Raw genomic sequence first — 20,298 nt, 5'->3', positions numbered from 1 at the left:
CCTCGCGGCCAGAATAGACCTCACTACAACGGGTTTTCTGGAGGGGCGAAGATGAGCGATGTGCGGGCATTGGGCTACGTCGTCGTGCAGTCGGCAGACGCGGGCAAGTGGCGCGATTACGCGCGCGACGTGCTGGGCATGCAGACGTACGATGTGAACGGAGTGGACGGCGCGCTGTACCTCAAGATGGACGAGCGCGATTTCCGCTACCTGATCGTGCCGGGCAACGAGGAGCGCTACTTCGCCTCGGGCTGGGAGCTTGCCGATGAAGCGGCGCTCGACTCGCTCACCGCAAGGCTGCAGAACGCCGGCGTCGAAGCGCATCGCGCGAGCGCGCAGGAAATCGCACTGCGACGCGTGCAGGCGATGGTCTGGTGCCTCGATCCTTCGGGCAATCGCCATGAATTCTTCTGGGGCGTGCGCGCAGACTTCCGCCGCTTCGTGTCGCCGCTGGGCGTGCCGGGCTTCGTGACGGGGGCCATGGGCCTGGGCCACACCGTGCTGCCCGCACCCGCCTTCGACGCCACCGATACCTTCCTGCGCGACGTGCTGGGCTTCGGGCTCTCCGATATCTTCCGCGTGCGCTTTTCCGCCGATCCCGCCGATCCCGCCGAACCCGAGAAGCGCATCCATTTTCTCCATTGCGGCAACGCGCGTCATCACAGCCTCGCGATCATGGATCTCGCGGTGCCCTCGGGCTGCATCCATGTCATGGCCGAAGTGGGTTCGATGGACGAGGTGGGCCGCGCACTCGATCGCGTGAACGCGCATGGCGTGAAGCTGTCGGCGACGTTGGGCCGCCACTGCAACGACCACATGACCTCGTTCTACATGAAAACGCCGGGTGGCTTCGACCTCGAATACGGCTATGGCGGCCTGCAGGTGGACTGGAACGAGCACAGCGTCTACGAGGCAACCCGCGTCAGCCTCTGGGGCCACGATTTCAGCATTGGATTTTGACTGGCCATTTAATCTGGATACCGAATGAAAACGCTCGATAAACGCCTGAGCGCGCGCGATGTGGTGGCGCAGCTCGAAGACGGCATGACGATCGGCATTGGCGGCTGGGGACCGCGCCGCAAACCGATGGCGCTGGTGCGCGAGATCGTGCGCTCGCCGCTGCGCGATCTCACGGTCGTCGCCTACGGCGGCCCCGATGTGGGCCTGCTTTGCGCGGCGGGTAAGGTCAGGAAGGTCGTGTTTGGCTTCGTCTCGCTCGATGTGATTCCGCTGGAGCCGCATTTCCGCCGCGCACGCGAAACGGGCGCGATCGACGTGTGGGAGCTGGACGAAGGACTGCTGCAACTGGGGCTGCGGGCCGCCGCCGCACGCCTGCCGTTTCTGCCCACGCGTGTGGGTCTGGGAACCGATCTGCTGCGCCACGCGCCGCAGCTTCGCACGGTTCGCTCGCCTTATGAGGATGCCGAGACATTGCTCGCGATGCCGGCCATCGAACTCGACGTCGCACTGCTGCATGTCAATGCCGCCGATGTCATGGGCAACACGCGCATCGACGGCCCCGATCCGTTCTTCGACGCGTGGTTCGCCCGTGCCGCGAAACGCACCTATGTGAGCTGCGAAACGCTGGAAGCATCGCTCGCGAATACGGATCTTGCCGCAGCACGACGCAATCCGTTCGAGCGTTCGCTGGTCACGGGCGTGGTGCAGGCGCCGTGCGGCGCGCATCCGACTTCCTGCGCGCCGGCCTACGGATGGGATTTGCCGCATCTGAAGGCGTATTGCGCCGCGGCTGCGGACGCCCAGCAGACCGCAGCGTATCTGCGCGACGTGGTCGGCCCCGACGAGTCTGCGTGGCTCGCGGGCGCGGGCGGTCCTTCCCATGTGGCGGCCTTGCCGCTGCCCATACTCTGATCCCTGAAAGGAGCGAGCGTGAACGACGCTTTGGATTACTCCCTCGCCGAACTGATGATCGTCACGTCGGCCCGGCTCTGGCGCGACGACGGCGAAGTGCTGGCCACCGGCATCGGCACCGGTCCGCGTCTGGCGGCTGGGCTCGCGCGCCTCGCGTATAACCCCGGCCTCATGCTCACCGATGGCGAGGCGTATCTGGTGGAGACGCCCGTGCCGCTGGGCCCTCGCGACGCCGCGTACCGCGTGGCCGCGAGCGGCTCGATGACCTACGAGCGCGTGTTCGACTGCGTGTGGCACGGCCGCCGTCATGCGCTCGTGATGCCCACGCAGATCGACCGCTATGGGCAGGCCAATATTTCGTGGCTGGGCCGTGACTACGCCAAGCCAAAGACGCAATTGCTGGGCGCGCGCGGCTTTCCTGGCAACAGCATCAACCACGCGAATTCGTTCTTCGTGACGAGCCACACGACGCGCACCTTCGTGGAAGCCGAGGTCGATATGGTCTGCAGCGTGGGCTACAACCCGGCGCGCGAGATCGAAGGCATGCGTGCCTTCACGGACCTGCGCGCGATCGTCACGGACCTCTGCGTGATGGACTTCGAAGGCCCGAACCATGGCGTGCGCGTGCGTTCGCTGCACCCGGGCGTGAGCTTCGACGAAGTGCAGGCGGCGACCGGATTCCCGCTGCTGCAGGCCGACGATATCGCCGCCACGGCGGCGCCGGGCGCCGAGGAACTGCAGATCGTCCGCGCGCTCGATCCGCACAATCTGCGCGCGGCGATCCTGCGCGACAACCCCGCGCCCCGGCGCGCGTAACGCGAAGCGAGACTATCATGCAGCAGACCCATGCGCAGACCGAAGACGTGGTGCTCTACGCCGTAGAAGACGGCATCGCGACCATCACGATGAACCGCCCCGCGTATCACAACGCGCAGAACTCGCAGATGACCTATGCGCTAGACGCCGCGTTTCGCAGCGCGGCGCACGACGATGCGGTCAAGGTCATCGTGCTTGCGGGTGCGGGTAAGCACTTTTCGGCGGGGCACGATATTGGCACGCCTGGACGCGATATCGACGTATCGTTCGAGCGCCAGTCGCTCTGGTACGACCACGTTGGCAAGGAGGGCGGCGAGTTTCTCTATGCCCGCGAGCAGGAGGTCTATCTGGGCATGTGCCGCCGCTGGCGCGAGTTGCCCAAGCCGACCATCGCGATGGTGCAGGGCGCGTGCGTGGCGGGCGGGCTGATGCTCGCATGGGTGTGCGATCTGATCGTAGCCTCGGACGATGCGTTCTTTGCCGATCCCGTGGTGCGCATGGGCATTCCAGGCGTGGAGTATTTTGCGCACGCCTATGAGTTGAACCCGCGTATCGCCAAGGAATTCCTGTTTCTGGGCGAGCGCATGAACGCGCAACGCGCGCAGCAGATGGGCATGCTGAACCGCGTGGTGCCGCGCGAGGCGTTGCAGGGTACGGTGCAGGAGATGGCGGCGAAAATCGCCGCGATGCCGCGCCTGGGACTCGCGCTCACCAAACAGGCGATCAATCACGTCGAGGAGTTGCAGGGCAAGCGCGCGGCGATGGATGCCGCGTTCGCCTGGCATCACTTCGCGCACGCGCACAACGAACTCGTGAGCGGCGATCGTCTGGGCGGCTATGACGCGCGCAAGATGGTGCAGTCGCAGCGTGCTTCGTCTGATAATAAGGATTCCAGATAATGAGCGCGACGATATCAGCCATGCGTACGCCGCTCACTGATCTGCTGGGCTGCCGTTATCCGATCGTGCAAACCGCGATGGGCTGGGTTGCCGATGCGAAGCTGGTCGCGGCTACCTGCAACGCGGGCGGCTTCGGTTTTCTCGCTGGCGCCACGCTTGAACCGGAGCAGGTGGAAGCCGAGATCCTGCGCGTGAAATCGCTCACGGACCGGCCCTTCGGCATCAACTTCCATATGTTCCAGCCGAACGCGCAACAGGTCGTCGATCTGGCGATCCGCCACCGGCTGCGCGCGGTGAGCTACGGACGCGGCCCCGATGCCACGACGATCCGCCGCTTCAAGGACGCGGGCGTGCTTTGCATCCCGACGGTGGGCGCGCCCAAACATGCGGCGAAGGCCGTCGAACTCGGCGCAGACGCCGTCACGGTACAGGGCGCGGAAGGCGGTGGCCATACCGGCTCCGTGCCAACCACGCTGCTGCTGCCGCGCGTGCTGGACGCCGTGCAGGTGCCGGTTATCGCGGCGGGTGGCTTCTTCGACGGGCGTGGCCTCGCGGCGGCGCTGGGCTACGGTGCGGCTGGCATTGCGATGGGCACGCGCTTTCTCATGACCGAAGAATCGCCGGTTCCGCCGGAAACGCTTGCGCGCTACGTGGCGGTGAAAGATCCGGCGCTCATCCGCGTTTCGGCGGCGCTCGACGGTCTGCCGCAACGCATGATCGACAACCCGTATCTGTTGCATCTGGAAGCGCTCGGGCCACTGCGCCGCACGCTTTTCGCGCTGCGCACCGCACAGGCGTGGCGGCGTCAGAACGGTCTGTCGCTCGCGCAGATGGCGACGCTTGGCATCAAGGCGCTGCGCGATCACGGTTATACGGCGAGTCAGACGCTCATGGCGGCGAACGCGCCGTATCTGATCCAGCGCGCAATCGTCGATGGCGTTCCCGATGAAGGCGTGCTGCCAGGCGGCCAGGCGGCGGCGATGATCGGCGCAATCGAGCCGTGCGCGGTGGTGATCGGGCGGATCGTGCGGGAGGCGGCCGATCGCCTGGACGCCCTGTGCGCGATGCGCGACGCAGCGACGACGTAACGCATTTCATGACGTATTTGACGGCGCGTATTTGACACGCATTTGGATGATTCAGGACGGGGAACATGACACAAGCAAGCCATGACGAAAAAGGCGCGCCCGCGCGCCGGCCGGCATTCTCGATTGCGCGCGTGGGCCAGCAGGGCGCAGTCGCCGAGTTGACGCTCGACCGCGCGCCGGTGAATGCGCTCGATTGCGAGGACTGGTATGCGCTTGCCGCCGCCATCGACGCGCTGGGCCGTGACGACAGCGTGCGCGTGATCGTGCTGCGCGGCGAGGGACGCGGCTTCTGCGCGGGCGTCGACATCAAGGAACTGGCGGCGCATCCCGAGCGCATCGTCGCGGTCAATGCGGGCAACTACGCGACGTTTCGCGCGGTCCACCGTAGCCCCAAGCCGGTGATCGTTGCAGTCCATGGCTTCGTGCTGGGCGGTGGTATCGGCATTTGCGGGGCCGCCGATATCGTGATCGCTTCGGCCTGTGCGCGCTTTGGCGTACCGGAGATCGATCGCGGCGCGATGGGCGGCGGCGCGCATCTGCAAAGAATGTTCGGAGTCCAGAAAGTGCGGGCGATGTACTTCACGGGTGACATGGTAGGCGCGGACGAAGCCTGGCGGCTGGGTGCCGTCGAGCGCGTCGTGCCGCGCGAACAGTTGCGCGAGGCGGCGCTTGAACTGGCGGCGCGCATCGCGGAGAAAAGCGGCGCGATGCTCGCGCTCGCCAAGGAAGCGCTCAACGGCGTGGAGGACGGCGACTTGGAAGACAAATACCGCTGGGAACAGGGCTTCACGCTGCAAGCCTATATGACCAACGATTCGACTGAAGCGCGCAGCGCCTTCGTGGAAAAACGCGCGGCGCAGTTCGACGACGCCCGCACGCCTGGGGAGAGCCGCGCATGAAGCTCGACTACACGCCGCAACAGCGCGCTTTTCGTGCGGAAATTCGCGCGTGGCTGGCCGATCACGTGCCGCGCGAACCACTGCCGAGCTTCGACACCGAAGTGGGTTTTGCCGCGCATCGCGACTGGGAGCGCACACTGCATTCGGGCCGCTGGAGCATGGTTACCTGGCCGCGCGAACTGGGCGGGCGCGGCTGCGACCTGATCGAGTGGTTGATTTTTGAGGAGGAATACTGGCGTGCCGATGCGCCCATGCGCGTGAACCAGAACGGCATCTTCCTGCTCGGTCCGACGCTGATGGACTTCGGCACCGACGAGCAAAAGGCGCGCTTCCTGCCCGCGATGGCCTCGGGTGAGCACGTATGGGCGCAGGGTTGGTCGGAGCCGAATGCGGGCTCGGACATGGCCGCGATCCGTGCGAGCGCGCTGCGCGATGGCGACGACTATCTGCTCAACGGCCAGAAAATCTGGTCCACGCGCGCCGTCTGGGCGGACTGGCTATTTGGTCTGTTTCGCAGCGATCCGCAATCCACGCGTCATCACGGGCTGACGTTTCTGATGGTGCCGCTCAACGCGCCGGGCGTGACGGTGCGGCCGATCCGTCAGTTGAACGGGCAGACCGGTTTTGCGGAAATCTTCTTCGACGACGTGCGTGTAAGCGCTGCGAACCGCATCGCTGGCGAAGGCATGGGCTGGCACGTGGCGATGGCGACGGCGGGCTTCGAGCGCGGCCTGATGCTGCGCTCGCCCGCGCGCTTCCAGCGCACGGCGCAGGCACTGCGCGATCTGCTGCTGGCGCACCCGGAAGCCGCGCAGCGCGACCCGTCGCTGCGCGAACGCGTGGCCGCAGCGTGGATGGACGCGCAGGCCTATGCGCTCTCGACGTATATGACGGCGAGCCGTTTGCACAAAGGCGGACATATTGGCGCGGAATCGAGCACCAACAAGGTGTTCTGGTCCGAACTCGATCTGCGCATGCATCAGACGGCGCTCGACATTCTTGGCGCGCAGGCGGAAGTGGTGCCGCAAGGCGCAGACGATCGCGCGCGTCTGGGGCATTGGCTCGACGGCTTCCTGTTTGCGCAGGCGGGGCCGATCTACGCGGGCACCAACGAGATCCAGCGCAATATCGTCGCCGAGCGCATGTTGGGCATGCCGCGCGGCTAACCCTGCAAGACGCAGCGGATAACACGACACTCCATTCGATATGGATTCCTAACAAAAACATGGACTTTTCATTCGACGAAGACCAGGAAGCGCTTGCCGATGGTGCGCGCCGTTTCCTGATGACCGAGCTGACGCCGGAGCTGATCCGCGAGTTGTGGGAAAGCGAAACCGGCCGTTCGGAGCGGCACTGGGCGCAACTGGCCGAACAGGGCATGACGGGCGTATCGGTGCCGGAGGCGCAGGGCGGCCTGGGCATGGGTGCGATGGAATGGGCGTTGCTCGCGCAGACCTGGGGTTACTTTGGCGGCCCTGATCCGCTCATGGATACCGCCGTCGTCGCCGTGGCGCTGTTGCAACGCCTGCCCGCGAGTGACTGGCGCGATACCTTGCTCGCACAGATCGCGGCGGGCGGCGCGCGCGTGGCGCTGGCGCATCCGGTGAATCCGTATGTGGCCGATGCACATGTCGCACATGTGCTGCTCTGCGAGCGTGACGGCGAATTGCATCGCGTCACGCGTGAAGCGTGCACCTATCGTGCGGTGGAAAGCGTGGACCCGTCGCGGCGTTTGTTCGAGCTGGACTGGCGCTCCGATGAATCCACGCGCATCGCCAACGCTCGCGAAGCCGAACCGTTGCTCGACCTCGTGCTCGATCACGGCGCTTTCGCGGTGGCCGCGCAACTGCTCGGCCTCACCCAGCGCGTGCTGGACGCGGCGATCGACTACACGGCGCAGCGCAAGCAGTTCGGCAAGCCGATTGGCGCGTATCAGGCCGTCAAGCATCTGCTTGCCGATGTCGCGATCCGCTATGAGTTCGCGCGTCCGGTGGTCTATCGCGCCGCCTGCGCGCTCGCCACCGACGATCCGCAGCGCGCGCTCTACGTGTCGCACGCGAAGCTGGCTGCCCTGTCGGCGGCACAACTGGCCGCGCGCCACGCGATCCAGGTGCACGGCGCGATGGGCTACACATGGGAGCTGGATCTGCAGATTTTCGTCAAACGCATCTGGGCGCTTGCGGGTAGCTGGGGCGACGCTACGTATCACCGCGAACGCGTCGCGCGCACGCTGATCGATGCGCGCGCACCGATCGGCCCTGAGTGCACCTTCGGCAACTTCGAACGGGAGTGACCATGAAACAAGCCTATATCGTCGATGCGCTGCGCACGCCCACGGGGCGTCGCAAGGGCGGGCTCGCGGCGGTGCATGCGGCCGACCTCGGCGGCTTCGTACTGCGGGAACTGGTCGCGCGCAATGCGATTCCAGCAGAGGACTACGACGACGTCGTGTTCGGCTGCGTGGACACCATCGGCCCGCTCGCGGGCAATATCGCGCGCACCTGCTGGCTGGCTGCGGGCCTGCCGCTCACGGTGCCGGGCGTGACGGTGGATCGCCAGTGCGGCTCGTCGCAGCAGGCCGTGCACTTCGCGGCGCAAGCCGTGATGAGCGGCATGCAGGACGTCGTGATCGCGGGCGGCGTGCAGACCATGACGCAAATCCCTATTTCTTCGGCGATGACAGCAGCCGTGCCGCTGGGCTTCAGCGATCCGTTCTCGGGCAGCGTGGGCTGGCGCGCGCGCTTTGGCGACGCGCCAGTTTCGCAGTTCGACGCGGCCCAGCGGATCGCCGATCACTGGGGGCTCTCGCGTGCGGCGATGGAGCGCTATGCGCTGGAAAGCCACCGGCGCGCGGTTGCTGCCATTGAGGCAAAACGCTTCGAGCGCGAAATCGTGCCGTGTTTTGGCCTTTCGCGAGACGAGACGCCGCGCCCCGATACGTCGCTGGAAAAGATGGCGACGCTGGAGCCGTTGATGCCGGGCGGCTCGCTTACGGCGGCGGTGTCGAGCCAGACCTGCGATGCGGCCGCGGCGCTCCTGATCGTTTCCGAAGACGCGTTGCGCCGCTATGGCCTCGTGCCGCGCGCACGCATCCATCACCTGAGCGTGCTGGGCGACGATCCGCTCTGGATGCTCACTGCGCCTATTCCGGCCACGCGTCATGCGCTTGAAAAAGCGGGGTTGTCGATGAGCGATATCGACGTGGTGGAGATCAACGAGGCATTCGCTTCGGTTGCGCTCGCGTGGCTCGCCGAGACCGGCTACGACCCGGCGCGTACAAATCCCAATGGCGGGGCGATCGCGCTGGGCCATCCGCTCGGTGCAACGGGCGCACGCCTGATGACGGCACTTCTGCACGAACTGGAGCGTACGCATGGTCGGTACGGACTCCAGACGATGTGCGAGGGCGGCGGGCTCGCTAACGTGACGATCATCGAACGCCTTTAAGCACGCTGCAAGGCGAAGTGGACTGGATAATCAAACGAGGTCAGGCATGGGAATCTGCAAGGGGCGCACCGTGATCGTCACGGGCGCGGGCGGGGGACTCGGGCGCGCGTATGCGCTCGCGCTCGCTGAGCAAGGTGCGGCGGTGGTGGTCAACGATCTGCGTGCCGAAGCGGCGCAGGCCGTTTGCGAGGAGATCGCCCAGGCGGGCGGCCAGGCGCTGGCCAACGCCGACGACATCACGCGTATGGACACGGCGCAGCGCATCGTCGATGCCGCACAGAACGCTTATGGCACCGTCCATGCGCTGGTGAACAACGCGGGTGTATGTCGCGACCGCATGTTCACGAGCATGACCGAGGACGACTGGGACACGGTGATGCGCGTGCATTTGCGCGGCCATTTTTGCCTCGCGCAGATTCTCGCGCGCGGCTGGCGCGATGCTTCGAAAGCAGGGACGCCGGTGGCGGCGCGTATCGTCAACACGAGTTCGGGCGCGGGTTTGCAAGGCTCCATCGGCCAGTCGAACTATGGCGCGGCCAAGGCCGGCATTGCCGCGCTCACGCTGATGCAGGCGGCGGAACTGCAGCGCTACGGCGTGAGCGTGAACGCGCTTGCGCCTTCGGCGCGCACCGCGATGACCGAGACCGTGTTCGCGCAGATGATGAAGAAGCCCGAGGATGGCAGCTTCGATGCCTTCGATCCGGCCAACGTCGCGCCGCTGGTCGTGTGGCTGGCGAGCGAGGCGTCGAGCGATGTCACGGGCCAGGTGTTCGAAGTCGCGGGCGGCATGATTGCCGTGGCGGAAGGCTGGCGTACGGGTCCGCGCGTGGATCGCGGCGCGCGCTGGCCGGCAGCCGAAGTGGGCGCAGCCGTCACGGCACTGCTGACGCAGGCGCGCCCGGCACAGCGCGTCTATGGAAGCTGACGCCATGGATCTCGTGCTGAGCGAAGAGGAATTGCTGATCCGCGACAGCGCCGCCGAGGTGCTGGCGCAGCAGAGCGCGTCAGCCGAAGTGCGCCGCGTGCTCGAACGCCACGCGGGCTATGACGCCGCGCTCTGGCAGACGCTTGCGGCGGAACTGGGCTGGTGTGGTCTGGGCGTGCCGGAGCAGGCGGGCGGCGCGGGGCTGGGCGCGAAGGCGCTCGTGCTGTTGATGGAACAGATGGGGCGGCGTCTGGCCTGCGTGCCGTACTTCGGCACGGCGGTGCTGGCGGCGCAGGGTCTCGCGCAGTGTCTGCGTGAAATCCCGGACCATGAAGAGACGGTGCGCTGGCTCGCCCGCATCGCTGCGGGGGAAACGCGCGCGACATTGGCGCTCTCGTGCACCGCGCCGTTCGACGCAGACCGTATCGACGCCGTGCCGGTCGTGGCGTATGAAACGGCAGAGGGCTATTGCCTGAGCGGCGCGCTCAGCGCGGTCATCGACGGCGTGATGGCCGATCTGTTGTTGGTGCCCGCACGCGTGGGCGACGAGCTTGCGCTGTTCGCACTGGAAACCACGCAGACAGGCATTGCACGCAGGCCGCTGCCGACGCTCGACGCCAGCCGACCCTTCGCTGCTATTGAGCTTGAGTCGGTGAGCGTCGCGCGTTCGGCTTGCCTCGCGCGGGGCGATGTGGTGCGCGAAGCGCTAACGCGTACCGCCTGGTTTGCCGCACTCGCGCTGGCTGCCGAACAATTGGGCGGCGCGCAGCAGTGTCTCGATCTCACGCTCGCCTACACGTCTGAGCGCGTGCAGTTCGGACGCACCATTGCCTCGTTTCAGGCGGTCAAGCATCGTTGCGCAGAAATGCTGGTAGCGGTGGAGGCGGCGCGTTCGGCGGTGCTAGGCGCGGCGGCGGCGTGGGACGGCGCACAGGGTGAACCTGCCGCGGCGGAATTCGCCGATGTGGCCGTCGCCAAATCCAGCGCGAACGATGCGCTGCGCTATTGCGCCCAGGAAGCGATCCAGTTGCACGGCGGGGTCGGATTTACCTGGGAGTACGATCCACAGCTTTATTTCAAGCGTGCTCAGGCCAGCGGCGCGCTGTTCGGCTCGACGCAGGGCCTTCTGGCCTGGCTCGCCGCGCATGTGATCGACGGTGACAGCACGTTTGCAGGAGAAATTGCATGAATGCACGCATCGACGTAACGCTTGACGGTGCGCGCGACCGCGAAGCCCGTCTGCGCGAGCAGATCGCCGCGTGGATGAACGAGCATTTGAGTGGCAAGTTCGCGTGCCTGCGCTATCGCGGCGGGCCGGGAGACGAAGAAGCCTTCCCCGCGCTACGTAAGGATTGGGAGCGCGAACTGGCCGCTGGCGGCTGGACCGGGCTGGGCTGGCCGGTAGAGGCGGGCGGGCGCGGCTGGAATGTCGCGGATCAGGTGATCTTCCACGAGGAATACGCGCGCGCTGGCGGTCCGGGGCGCATGGGTCATATCGGCGAAGGGTTGCTTGGTCCCACCTTGATTGCGTGCGGCAATGCGGAGCAGCGCGCGCGCTTTCTGCCGGGCATCCTTGCAGGCACGCAGTTCTGGTGTCAGGGTTATTCCGAGCCCGGCGCGGGTTCGGATCTCGCCAACGTGCGCACGCGCGCGGCGCAGCAACCGGACGGCGCGTGGCGTATCGACGGCCAGAAAGTGTGGACGTCACTCGCTCAGGATTCCGAATGGATATTCGTGCTTGCGCGCAGCGACGCACAATCGCGAGGCAATAAGGGGCTGTCGTTTTTTCTCGTGCCGCTCGACCAGCATGGCGTGGAGATCCGGCCGATTCGCCAGATGAACGGCGGCGCTGAATTCAACGAAGTGTTCTTCGACGGCGCGCGCGCCGAGGCCGCCGATCTGGTGGGCGCGCCCGGCGATGGCTGGCATATCGCCATGACGCTGCTCGGTTTCGAGCGCGGCATCTCCACGCTCGGGCAGCAGATGCAGTTCATCCGCGAACTCGACTGGGTGATCGAAGCCGCGAAAGAAACGGGCGTTGCAAACGATCCGTCGATTCGTGCGCGCATCGCGCAGGCGTGGGCGGGCTTGCGCGTCATGCGCCACAACGCGCTGCGCATGCTGGGTGCGCAGGGCACGAACGCCGCACAGGACAAATCGGCGCTTATTTATAAGTACTACTGGTCGAACTGGCATCGCGATCTGGGGCAACTGGCGATGGACGTGCTGGGCGAACAGGCGAATTTCGTCGATGCGACCAGTAGCGCGACCAGGCGCAGCCGCCTTCAAGGTGTATTCCTGTTCTCACGCGCCGACACCATCTACGCCGGCACCAACGAAATCCAGCTCAACATCATGGCCGAGCGCGGGCTCGGCATGCCCAGGGAACCCCGAGGTCAAGCATGAACGCAGAACACCGTCTTGCCATTGCGCCGCCCTATGTGGCGGGTCATCAACTGCTTGCGGGCAAGTCCGTGCTGATTACGGCCGCCGCCGGTGCGGGCATCGGCTTTGCCGCCGCGAAGCGCTGTGCGGAAGAGGGCTGCCGCGCGCTGATCGTGTCCGATATCCACGAAAAACGCCTGAACGAAGCGGCCACGACGTTGCGCGAGGAGACCGGTCTTGCCGAAATCCACGGCCAGCTCTGCGACGTTTCGAACGAAGAGCAGGTGCGTGCATTGATCGCCTTCGCCGAAGCCCGGACCGGCGGCGTGGATGTGCTCATCAACAACGCGGGCCTGGGCGGTTCGTGCCGCCTAGTCGATATGGACGATGCGCAATGGTCGCGTGTGCTCGACATTAGCCTGACCGGCACGTTCCGCATGATGCGCGCGATGCTGCCGCCCATGCAGGCGCGCGGGCGCGGCACGATCGTCAACAACGCGTCCGTACTGGGCTGGCGCGCGCAGGCCGAGCAGGCGCACTACGCGGCCGCCAAGGCCGGTGTGATGGCGCTCACGCGCTGCGCGGCGCTGGAGGCGGCGCCTTATGGCGTGCGCATCAACGCCGTGGCGCCGAGCATCGCACTGCACGATTTTCTGAAGCGGTCGGCTCCGGCCGATCTGCTTGAACAACTGGCGTCGCGCGAAGCGTTCGGGCGCGCCGCCGAAGTCTGGGAGGTGGCAAACGTGATGGTGTTCCTCGCAAGCGACTATGCGTCGTATCTCACCGGCGAAGTGCTCTCCGTGAGCAGCCAGCACGCATGATGGACACGCTCGACCTTAACGTTGCGATGGAACCCACGCGCGTGTTCGCGCAGCCGGGTGCCTTGCTCGATGCCGTGGGCGAACAGCTGGGTGCGAGTCCCTGGTTCGCGATCGATCAGGCGCGGATCGGCCTGTTCGCCGATGCCACGCTCGATCACCAGTGGGTTCATGTCGATCCCGAGCGCGCACGCAGCGGGCCGTTTGGCGGCTGTATCGCGCATGGTTATCTCACGCTCTCGCTCGTCAATTATTTTCTGCCGCAGATCGTGCGCATTGACGGCGCGCGCATGGGCGTGAATTACGGCTGCGAGCGCGTGCGCTTTCCCGCGCCGGTGCGCGTGGGCGCGCGCGTGCGCGGCGTGGGCGAACTGCTGCGCGCCGAGGCGCTGGAGGGTGGCGTGCAGGCGTGGATACGCGTGACGGTGGAGATCGAGGGCGAATCCAAACCGGGCTGCGTGGCCGACACCATCAGCCGCTACTACTTCTGATTTCCGATTTCTGATTTCAACGCGATGTCATTCGCAACAGGGAAGCATTCGATGAACGAAGCCGTGATTGTTTCGGTGGCGCGCACGCCCATCGGCAAGGCCTACCGTGGCGCATTCAACGCTACCGAGGCGCCCGCGCTGGGCGGCCATGTGGTGCGGGCCGCCGTGGCGCGCGCGGGCCTTGAAGGACGCGAGATCGACGACGTCATCATGGGCTGCGCCGCGCAGCAGGGTACCCAGGGTTACAACATCGGGCGGCTTTCCGCCATCGCAGCAGGCTTGCCCGCGAGCGTGCCGGGCATGGCGCTCGACCGTATGTGCTCGTCGGGGCTGATGTCGATTGCAGTGGCGGCGCGCAGCATCGCGTGCGGCGACGCCGATATTGTCGTGGCGGGCGGCGTGGAGTCGATCACGCTCACGCAGAATCGCCATAAAAACAGCTATCGCGCGCGGGCCGAAAGCGTGCTGGCGAATCAGCCCGCTGCGTATATGGCGATGATCGAAACCGCCGAAGTGGTCTCGCGCCGCTATGGCATCAGCCGCGCGGACCAGGACGCGTTTGCGCTGGAAAGCCAGCGGCGCACCGCGGCGGCGCAGGCACAGGGACGCTTCGACGCGGAAATCGCGCCGATGAACGTGCGCCGCGCGCTGTTCGACAAGGAAGGCAACGTCACGGGCCACGAAGACCTGCACGCCGTGCGCGACGAATGCAATCGCGCCGACACGAGCGCCGAGAGCCTGGCCGCGCTCAAACCGGTCTGGAGCGGCGGCGAGGCCGTGACGCAAGGGGAATTCATCACCGCGGGCAACGCATCGCAGTTGTCGGACGGCGCGGCGGCAGTGGTCGTGATGAGCGCGCAAAGCGCTCGTGCGCGCGGGCTTGCGCCGCTCGGCATCTTTCGCGGACTCGCCGTGGCGGGCTGCGAGGCCGACGAAATGGGCATCGGCCCCGTGTTTGCCGTGCCGCGATTGCTGGAGAAGCATCGTCTGAGTGTGAGCGATATCGGCCTCTGGGAATTGAACGAAGCCTTTGCCTGCCAGGCGATCTACTGTCGAGATCAGTTAGGTATCCCAATGGAGCGACTGAACGTCAATGGCGGCGCGATCTCGCTGGGCCATCCGTTCGGCATGTCCGGGGCACGTATGACCATGCATGCGCTGATCGAAGGGCGGCGGCGCGGTGCGCGTCTGGCCGTGGTGACGATGTGCATTGGCGGCGGCATGGGCGCGGCGGCGCTGTTCGAGATCCCCGCGTAAAACGCGGCGCGTTGTACAAAAAAGCTGCACACCAGAACATCGAGGAGACACCCATGAAAAATTCGCTACCGGGCCTGCTGATGTCGGCAGCGGTGCTGGGCGCGGCGCTCTTCGCGTTCGCGCCGCGTCCGTTGCCGGCGTTTCCCGCAAGCGCCATCGCCGCCAACCGGCTGCAGATCAACGGTCTGGCGCAGGCGGGCGCGCGCACGGTCGCCGTGGGCGAGCGCGGCGTGATCCTGCTAAGCGACGATGCGGGCGCAAGCTGGCGCCGCGCGAGCGTCACCCCCGACGAGGCTTCAACGCTGACCGAGGTGTTCTTCGTCTCGCCGCGCGTGGGGGTGGCCGTGGGACATGACGGCTGGATCGTGCGCACCGTCGATGGCGGCGAGCACTGGCAGGAGGTGCGCTTCGACCATCGGCATTCGGACCCGTTGCTGGCAGTTTGGGGTCGCGCGGGCGGCCCGCTTTTCGTGGTGGGCAGCTTTGGCCAGTTGCTCGTTTCGCGCGACGAAGGCGCGACCTGGAGCACGGAAAAAACGCTTGCGGGCGATCGCCACCTCAATGCCATCGCAGGCGACGCCGCTGGGCATGTGGTGATTGCGGGCGAGACCGGCACGCTGCTGGTGTCGAACGACGGCGGCGCGAACTGGGAGAAACGCCCATCGCCTTACGCCGGCTCGCTGTTTGGCGTGCTGCCGCTTGGCGCGCACGCATGGCTGGCCTATGGCATGCGCGGCAACGTGCTGCGCTCGGACGACGACGCTCAGACGTGGGCCCATATCGACAGTGGGGTGGGTACCTCGTACTTCGGCGCGACGCAATTGCCGGGCTGTCCGCTCGTGCTAGTGGGCCAGGGCGGCGCAATCGTCACATCGAGCGACGGCGGCGCGCACTACAGCGTGCGCAAGGCGGGCGGGGTGCAAAGCCTCGCGGCGGTGCTCGACGAAGGGCAGGGGCACCTGATCGTGGCTGGCGAGGCGGGCGTCATGCGCTGGACCTTGCCTGCTGCTACGAAGGCTAATGCCCCCTCCTGAGCTTGTTTATTCATCATCTCGTACTGCGAAATAAAAGGCACGCCCATGACCACCACTCCCCGCACTTCCGCGCTCGCGCGCTTCGTGGACCGCTGCGCCAGCGCGATCATGCGCCATCGCCTCGTGCTTCTCACGCTCTGCGTGGCGCTCACGGCCGCGTTCGGCTACTCGGCCACGCGCCTGCGGCTCGATCCGGGCTTCAACAAGATGATCCCGATGGAACACCCGTATATGCAGGTGTTCAACCGCTATGCCAGTGCCTTTCCGGGCGCTAATACAGTGCTCGTGAGCCTGCGCTGGAAGGGCCAGGGCGATATCTACAACGAGCCGTTCATGGACGCACTGCGCCACGCGACCGATGACGTGTTCTTCATTCCAGGCGTGAACCGCTCGCGCGTGTTCTCGCTTTTCACGCCTAATGTGCGCTACACGGAAGTGACCGAAGCGGGCTTTCGCGGCGACGTGGTGGTGCCGGGCCAGTTCAGCAGCAACAATCCCGATGATCTGGCCAAGGTGCGCCGCAACGTGGCGCGCTCGGGGCAGATCGGGCGGCTCGTGAGCAACGACCTGAAGGCGGCGCTGATTCGCGCAGAGTTGCGCGAGACCGATCCGGTGACCGGCAAGCGGCTCGATTACAGTGCGGTCGCAAAGCAGCTTGAACAGATTCGCGCGCGTTACGCGAACGCCAACGTCGAGGTCGATATCATCGGCTTCGCCAAGCTGGTGGGCGACGTGGAGGCCGGCATCGCGGGCGTGATGGTGTTCTTCGGCATTGCGTTTGCGATCACGGCGTTGCTGCTGCTCGCGTATACACGATCGTGGCGGACCACGGCGCTGGCGCTGTGCGTGGCGCTGCTGCCGGTGGTGTGGCTGCTGGGCGCGCTGCCGATGCTGGGACTCGGGATCGATCCCATGTCGATCCTCGTGCCGTTTTTGATCTTTTCGATTGGCGTTTCGCATGCGGTGCAGATGACAAACGCGTGGAAACAGGCGCTTGCCACCGGGCTATCGTCGGCGGATGCGGCGCGCGATGCCTTTCGCAAGCTGTTCGTGCCGGGCACCGTGGCGCTTCTCACGAATGCGCTGGGCTTCATGGTCATCATGCGCATTCGCATCGATATCGTGCGCGAACTGGGTATTACCGCGTGTCTTGGCGTGCTGTTGATGATCGTCACCAACAAGGTGTTTCTGCCGATCCTGCTTTCGTACACGCGGCTCGAACGCGGCGCGCTGGTGCGTGCGCAACGCCGTGTCGCGCAGCAAAAAAGCGGCGGCCGTGCTGATGGCTGGGCGCGCTTCGGCGTATTCGCGCGCCCGCTGCCCGCGCTGGGTGTGTTCGCGGTGGCGCTAGCCTTGCTCGCGTTCGGCGCCCAGGCGTCGCGGGCGTTGCAGATTGGCGATATCGGTTCGGGTGCACCCGAACTGCGCGCGACCTCGCGCTACAACCTCGATAACGCGCGCATCACGAGTCAATACAACATCGGCGTGGACGCGCTGGCCGTGATCGTCGAGACGCAGGGCTATGACGATGCCTGCCTGCACTACCCGGTGATGAGCGCAATCGAGCGCTTCGAAATGCAGATGCGCGGCGTGGCAGGCGTGCAGTCGGTGGTGAGCGTGCCGTCGCTCGCCAAGGTGTCGATTGCCGCGTTCAACGAGGGCAATCTGCGCTGGGGGGCGTTGCCGCGTTCGAGCGATGGTCTCACGCAAGGCGCGAGTGCCTTCGATCCCGACAACGGCATGAACACGGAGAATTGCCAGGCGATCCAGGTGCTGATCTACACCGACAATCACGAAGGCCGCACGATTGCGCACATCGTCGACGAGATCAAGCGCTTCGCCGCCGAGGACGAAACCCAGGGCGTGGCGTTTCGCCTCGCGGGCGGCAACGTGGGCGTGATGGCGGCGACCAACGAAGCCGTCGCGGATGCGGAAATCGCCATGCTGCTGTCGATCTTCGGCGCGATTGCGTTGCTGTGCTTCGTGACGTTCCGCTCGTGGCGCGCGGTGCTGTGCATCATCGTGCCGCTTACGATCGTGTCGATTCTCTGCAATGCGGTGATGGCGTGGCTCGGCATCGGCCTGAAAGTGGCGACATTGCCGGTGATTACGTTGGGCGTGGGCGTGGGCGTCGATTACGGCATCTATCTTTACGAGCGCCTGCAGCACGAATTGCGTGCGGGCGCGAGCCTGCCCGAGGCCTTCGGCGCGGCGATGCGCCAGCGCGGCACGGCGGCGCTCTTCACGGCGGTGACGATGTTTATCGGCGTGGGGACGTGGGCGGGATCGGCGCTCAAGTTCCAGATGGATATGGGCGTGCTGCTGGCTTTCATGTTCCTTGTGAACCTGTTTGGCGCGGTGTTTCTGCTACCCGCGCTGGCCGCGTGGCTGGGCGTCGAGCGTGCCGAACGTCGCGCCGCTCAGGGCAGCAAGGCGGCTTTGCATGGCACGGCGGTGGCGCAGGCACGTTCTTGATATCGGCATCCTGGCTGTGGGTTTGACGGCCATCGTGGCGCGATGCGGCTAGAATCGGGGCTTTGCTTCGATTACCGTGATTCGCGCCATGAAAACTCTCTTTGCCTCGGCCTTTGCCGCGCTTGTTGTCGCGGCCAGCCCGCTCGCCCATGCCCAGACCGCAAGCGACGCCGCGGCCCCGCAACAGGAATGCTCGATTGGCCGCGTGAGCGGTGTGGGCGGCGCGGCGGCCAGCATGCGCGAATACCTTGAGCTGCCCGAGCGCGACCGCTACCGCTATTTCTCGGATCATCAGTTCGATTGCCAGGTGGGCGACGATGGCCGCGCCACGCGTTGCGTGGGCCTCGTGAACCTGCGCAAGGACAAGGTCAGCGTGTACGACGACAGCGATCCCGTCACCACTACCGTGGTTGCGCGGGTCGAACTCGAGCATGGCACCTATCCGGTCATCATTGTGGTGCGCAAGCAGGACATCACCTGCGACGACTGATGTAGCAGGCCTTTCAGGCCCGTTTTGCTTTGCTGGACTCCTCGTTCGTCCCTAGTCCGTCGGGACGATGAATGGCGCGCGCTGCCCGTCTAACGTGGCAGGAGCCGCGCGTTTCATTCAAACAGGAGGAGAACCATGTCCGCACGTCCCTACAAGATCGAAGCCCAGCCGCTCGTACAACGCTACGCCCGAGGCTGGCACTGCCTTGGCCTTGCGAGCGACTATCTCGACGGCAAGCCGCATACGCTCAATGTGTTTGGGCGGCGTCTGGCCGCGTTTGCCGATTCTTCCGGCCGTATTCGTATCGTCGATGGCTTTTGCCCGCATATGGGCGCGGATCTTTCCACGGGCCGCGTTGAAGGCGATACGCTGGTGTGCCCGTTTCATGGCTGGCAGTGGGATGGCGATGGACAGTGTCAGTCGATTCCCTATTGCAAGCGTGTGCCGCCTAAAGCCAGGATCGGCGCCTGGCATACCTGTGTGCAGAACCGTTTGCTGTTCGTGTGGCACGATCCTGAAGGTTCGGCGCCGACTGATGATGTGGCGATTCCTGCTATCGCCGCGTGCGAATCGGATGAGTGGTCGGATTGGGTCGTCGACAAGATGGTGATAGGCACCAATTGCCGCGAGCTCGTGGACAATATCTCCGATATGGCGCACTTCGCGACGGTGCATGGAGCGCCGGTGGATTATTTCGCGAATCTCTTCGAGGATCATAAGGCGACGCAGTTGCTGGTGGGGCGTAGCGAGCGTCTGGGTGGGGATGAGCTGGTTGCGCTGTCGACTTACTTTGGGCCGGCTTATCACATCACGGAGATGACTGGGCAAAGCGGTGGGCATCCGATTCATTCGATTCTGCTTAATGCTCATGTGCCGATCGATATGAACAGTTTTGAGCTGCGATATGGGGTGATGGTTAAGAAGATTCCCGGCGTTTCTGAGGAGCAGAATCTGGAGATTGCGCGGGCTTATGTTGCGCAGGCGCAGGCGGCGTTTTATGAGGATGTGGCGATCTGGGATAGTAAGACGCGTGTCGATAATCCGCTGCTTTGTGAGGGGGATGGGCCGCTTTATCAGATGCGGGATTGGTATGGGCAGTTTTATCTGGATGCTGGTGAGGTGCGGCCTTCTAGCCGGCAGCGGAAGGTGTTTGAGATTACTGTGAAGGAGGGAGGGACTGTGCCGCCTTTGCATCATGTTTTTGAGGGGTGATTGGTTTTTGGTGTTGTTGGCATTTCCTTGAGGGCGTGTCGGTCTGCTAGCGTTGCCCCTGTGCGGGGCGGCAGTTACTTTTCTTTGCCGCGGCAAAGAAAAGTAACCAAAAGAAAGCCGCTCACACCGCCAGTGTGACGCCGTCCACCACTTGCCCATTAGCGGAGTGGTGACTGGTCTTGCTCGCATC

19 protein-coding genes are annotated in these 20,298 nt (G+C 65.3%); all 19 read left to right on the top strand.

The genetic code is table 11. From position 1 onward, the window contains the following. Window positions 1–51 precede the first annotated feature (51 nt). Window positions 52–960, top strand: coding sequence for a VOC family protein (locus VG320_RS02915; protein WP_327198661.1), 909 nt, complete (start codon window positions 52–54; stop codon window positions 958–960). Between the two features lie 24 nt (window positions 961–984). Then, the gene (locus tag VG320_RS02910) at window positions 985–1,872 is read left to right on the top strand and encodes a CoA transferase subunit A (RefSeq protein ID WP_327198660.1); all 888 of its coding nucleotides are present in this window, start codon (window positions 985–987) and stop codon (window positions 1,870–1,872) included. Window positions 1,873–1,926: 54 nt separating this feature from the next. Then, entirely contained in the window at window positions 1,927–2,688 is a 762-nt protein-coding gene (locus tag VG320_RS02905) for a CoA-transferase subunit beta (protein WP_414695951.1), read from the top strand. Window positions 2,689–2,705: 17 nt separating this feature from the next. Further along, complete coding sequence (locus VG320_RS02900) at window positions 2,706–3,587, top strand: enoyl-CoA hydratase (RefSeq protein ID WP_327198658.1); 882 nt, start codon at window positions 2,706–2,708, stop codon at window positions 3,585–3,587. Then, window positions 3,587–4,675: a nitronate monooxygenase gene (locus VG320_RS02895; protein WP_327198657.1), complete on the top strand. Its 1,089-nt coding sequence runs from the start codon at window positions 3,587–3,589 to the stop codon at window positions 4,673–4,675. Before VG320_RS02900 ends, VG320_RS02895 begins: the two co-directional genes overlap by 1 nt. Before the next feature lie 65 nt (window positions 4,676–4,740). Next, complete coding sequence (locus VG320_RS02890; protein WP_327198656.1) at window positions 4,741–5,574, top strand: enoyl-CoA hydratase family protein; 834 nt, start codon at window positions 4,741–4,743, stop codon at window positions 5,572–5,574. Continuing rightward, a complete protein-coding gene (locus tag VG320_RS02885; RefSeq protein WP_327198655.1) occupies window positions 5,571–6,740 on the top strand; it encodes an acyl-CoA dehydrogenase family protein in 1,170 nt (389 codons plus the stop codon). Before VG320_RS02890 ends, VG320_RS02885 begins: the two co-directional genes overlap by 4 nt. Window positions 6,741–6,799: 59 nt before the next feature. Continuing rightward, window positions 6,800–7,867, top strand: coding sequence for an acyl-CoA dehydrogenase family protein (locus VG320_RS02880; RefSeq protein WP_327198654.1), 1,068 nt, complete (start codon window positions 6,800–6,802; stop codon window positions 7,865–7,867). Between the two features lie 2 nt (window positions 7,868–7,869). Beyond that, window positions 7,870–9,021 (top strand): acetyl-CoA C-acetyltransferase, encoded by a 1,152-nt coding sequence (locus VG320_RS02875; protein WP_327198653.1) that lies wholly within the window; start codon window positions 7,870–7,872, stop codon window positions 9,019–9,021. Between the two features lie 46 nt (window positions 9,022–9,067). Further along, window positions 9,068–9,946, top strand: coding sequence for an SDR family oxidoreductase (locus tag VG320_RS02870; RefSeq protein WP_327198652.1), 879 nt, complete (start codon window positions 9,068–9,070; stop codon window positions 9,944–9,946). Window positions 9,947–9,950: 4 nt separating this feature from the next. Further along, window positions 9,951–11,135 (top strand): acyl-CoA dehydrogenase family protein, encoded by a 1,185-nt coding sequence (locus VG320_RS02865; protein WP_327198651.1) that lies wholly within the window; start codon window positions 9,951–9,953, stop codon window positions 11,133–11,135. Next, window positions 11,132–12,352 (top strand): acyl-CoA dehydrogenase family protein, encoded by a 1,221-nt coding sequence (locus VG320_RS02860; protein ID WP_327198650.1) that lies wholly within the window; start codon window positions 11,132–11,134, stop codon window positions 12,350–12,352. Before VG320_RS02865 ends, VG320_RS02860 begins: the two co-directional genes overlap by 4 nt. Beyond that, on the top strand, window positions 12,349–13,152 hold the full coding sequence (locus tag VG320_RS02855) for an SDR family oxidoreductase (RefSeq protein WP_327198649.1): 804 nt from the start codon (window positions 12,349–12,351) through the stop codon (window positions 13,150–13,152). The genes VG320_RS02860 and VG320_RS02855 overlap by 4 nt, the downstream gene beginning before the upstream one ends. Beyond that, window positions 13,149–13,640, top strand: coding sequence for a MaoC family dehydratase (locus tag VG320_RS02850; protein ID WP_414695949.1), 492 nt, complete (start codon window positions 13,149–13,151; stop codon window positions 13,638–13,640). Before VG320_RS02855 ends, VG320_RS02850 begins: the two co-directional genes overlap by 4 nt. A 51-nt stretch (window positions 13,641–13,691) precedes the next feature. After that, window positions 13,692–14,897 carry an acetyl-CoA C-acyltransferase gene (locus tag VG320_RS02845; RefSeq protein WP_327198648.1) on the top strand — a complete coding sequence of 402 codons (1,206 nt, stop codon included), beginning with the start codon at window positions 13,692–13,694 and terminating at the stop codon, window positions 14,895–14,897. Window positions 14,898–14,950: 53 nt separating this feature from the next. Continuing rightward, complete coding sequence (locus tag VG320_RS02840) at window positions 14,951–15,931, top strand: WD40/YVTN/BNR-like repeat-containing protein (RefSeq protein WP_327198647.1); 981 nt, start codon at window positions 14,951–14,953, stop codon at window positions 15,929–15,931. A 45-nt stretch (window positions 15,932–15,976) separates the two neighbouring features. Further along, window positions 15,977–18,406: an efflux RND transporter permease subunit gene (locus VG320_RS02835; protein WP_327198646.1), complete on the top strand. Its 2,430-nt coding sequence runs from the start codon at window positions 15,977–15,979 to the stop codon at window positions 18,404–18,406. A gap of 88 nt (window positions 18,407–18,494) precedes the next feature. Next, on the top strand, window positions 18,495–18,896 hold the full coding sequence (locus VG320_RS02830) for a hypothetical protein (protein WP_327198645.1): 402 nt from the start codon (window positions 18,495–18,497) through the stop codon (window positions 18,894–18,896). Between the two features lie 135 nt (window positions 18,897–19,031). Continuing rightward, on the top strand, window positions 19,032–20,108 hold the full coding sequence (locus VG320_RS02825) for a Rieske 2Fe-2S domain-containing protein (RefSeq protein ID WP_327198644.1): 1,077 nt from the start codon (window positions 19,032–19,034) through the stop codon (window positions 20,106–20,108). Window positions 20,109–20,298 lie beyond the last annotated feature (190 nt).

The sequence above is a fragment of the Paraburkholderia sp. genome (assembly GCF_035948235.1).
Classification (GTDB): Bacteria; Pseudomonadota; Gammaproteobacteria; order Burkholderiales; family Burkholderiaceae; genus Paraburkholderia.
This window is presented reverse-complemented; position numbering and strand designations above follow the sequence as displayed.